This is a genomic window from Mesorhizobium sp. M7A.F.Ca.US.006.04.2.1 (genome assembly GCF_004022915.1).
GTDB lineage: Bacteria > Pseudomonadota > Alphaproteobacteria > Rhizobiales > Rhizobiaceae > Mesorhizobium > Mesorhizobium ciceri.
Window position 1 is genome coordinate 1 of sequence record NZ_RZQA01001132.1, and the last position, 1596, is coordinate 1596.

A 1596-nucleotide genomic window follows, 5' to 3' on the forward strand; every position below is an offset into this window, starting at 1 on the left:
ACCGTATCGAGGCCCTTCTCGCGCGGGGGCTCGAATGCATAGAACTCGGCGAATTTGTCGAGCGGAACGAGTTCAGGTTTTTCGGATATGCCGACGGTGCGCTGGCCCTGGACGTTGGAATGACCCCGCAGGGGCGAAATGCCGGCGCCGGGTTTTCCCATATTGCCCCGCATCAGCAGCAGATTGCACAACATCTGCACGTTTTCGGTGCCATGCCTGTGCTGTGTCAGACCCATGCCATAGTTGCCGATCACCGCATTGGACCGGCTGTAGACTTCGGCGACATGCTCCAGATCCGGTCGCGCAATGCCCGACCGGGCGACGATGTCATCCCACGCGGCAGCGCGCAGATAGGCCTCGAATTCGGCGAAACCATGCGTATGTTCCGCGATAAACCCGATATCGAGGATACGCGAGCTTCCCTGCTCGCGGGCCGCATCGTCGAGCGCGAGCACAGCCTTGGCGATGCCGGTCATGGCGGCGATATCGCCGCCGCCGCGGACCTGGAAGAAGTCGCTGGACATTTTCGTGCCGGGCCCCGGCGACAGCATGTCAACGGGATTCTGCGGGTTCTTGAAGCGCTTGAGCCCTCGCTCCGGCAAGGGGTTGAAGGTGAACACCGGCACATTGCGTTCACGGGCCTCCTGCAGCGGGTGCAACAGCCGCGGCGCCGTCACCCCGGTGTTGTGGCCGAAGAAGAACATCATGTCGCATTGCGAAAAGTCTTCGAGTTGTACGGTTCCAACCGGCGAGCCGATTGATCTGGGAAGCCCGACCGAGGTCGATTCGTGACACATGTTGGAAGAATCGGGCAGGTTCGACGAACCGTAGATGCGCGCGAACAGCTGATACATGAAGGAAGCCTCCAAAGAGGCCCGGCCGGACGTATAGAAAACCACCGATTTCGGATCGAGGCGCCGAAGTTCCATGCCGATCTCGGCGAAGGCTTCATTCCAGGACACCGGCTCGTAGCGGTCGGTGACGGCATTGTAGCGCAACGGATCGGTCAGTCGGCCCTGCTTTTCCAGCTCGCAATCCGGCCAATCGAGCAGTTCGGTGACGGAATGTCGTGCAAAGAAATCGGGGCCGCAGCGCAGCTTCGTCTGATCCCACAGCGTGGCCTTGGCGCCATTTTCGCAAAACTCGAAAGGCCGCGGCTCTGCCGGCTTGGCCCATGAGCATGAAACGCACATATAGCCGTCTGCCTTGTTCTGCTTGAGCAGAGTGCTCCATATCCCAGACATCAGAAGGCCTTCGCCATAGGCTTTACGGATCAAGGAAGACAGGGATCCCCAGCCGCCCGTCGGGTGGTCGTATTTCTTGATTTCGACATGATCGGTAACGGCAGGTTTCATGGCAGAACCTCGCAAGTGCGACTACCAAACCTCGCCGCTCGTTGATTGTTCCCCGCTGCCGGGATGGGAACGTCGCTGGTTCAATCCAATCCCGCCAATCCCGGATCGCCCCACCGCTGGAGGCCAGGCCGGCAAGCGCCAGACCCGGTCCTCACTGAGGGCGCTTGCCTGTGGAACTATTTCCGTCATGGGCTGTTCGGCGATGGAAGGAGCCGCAAATGGAGCGACGCAACGCAATAAT

At 60.3% G+C, this 1596-nt stretch carries 1 protein-coding gene; it reads right to left on the reverse strand.

Annotated elements, in window-relative coordinates; genetic code table 11:
- A partial coding sequence (locus EN925_RS35085; protein WP_164894627.1) for a molybdopterin-dependent oxidoreductase occupies positions 1–1355 on the reverse strand: 1355 nt, incomplete at its 3' end.
- Between the last annotated feature and the right edge of the window lie 241 nt (positions 1356–1596).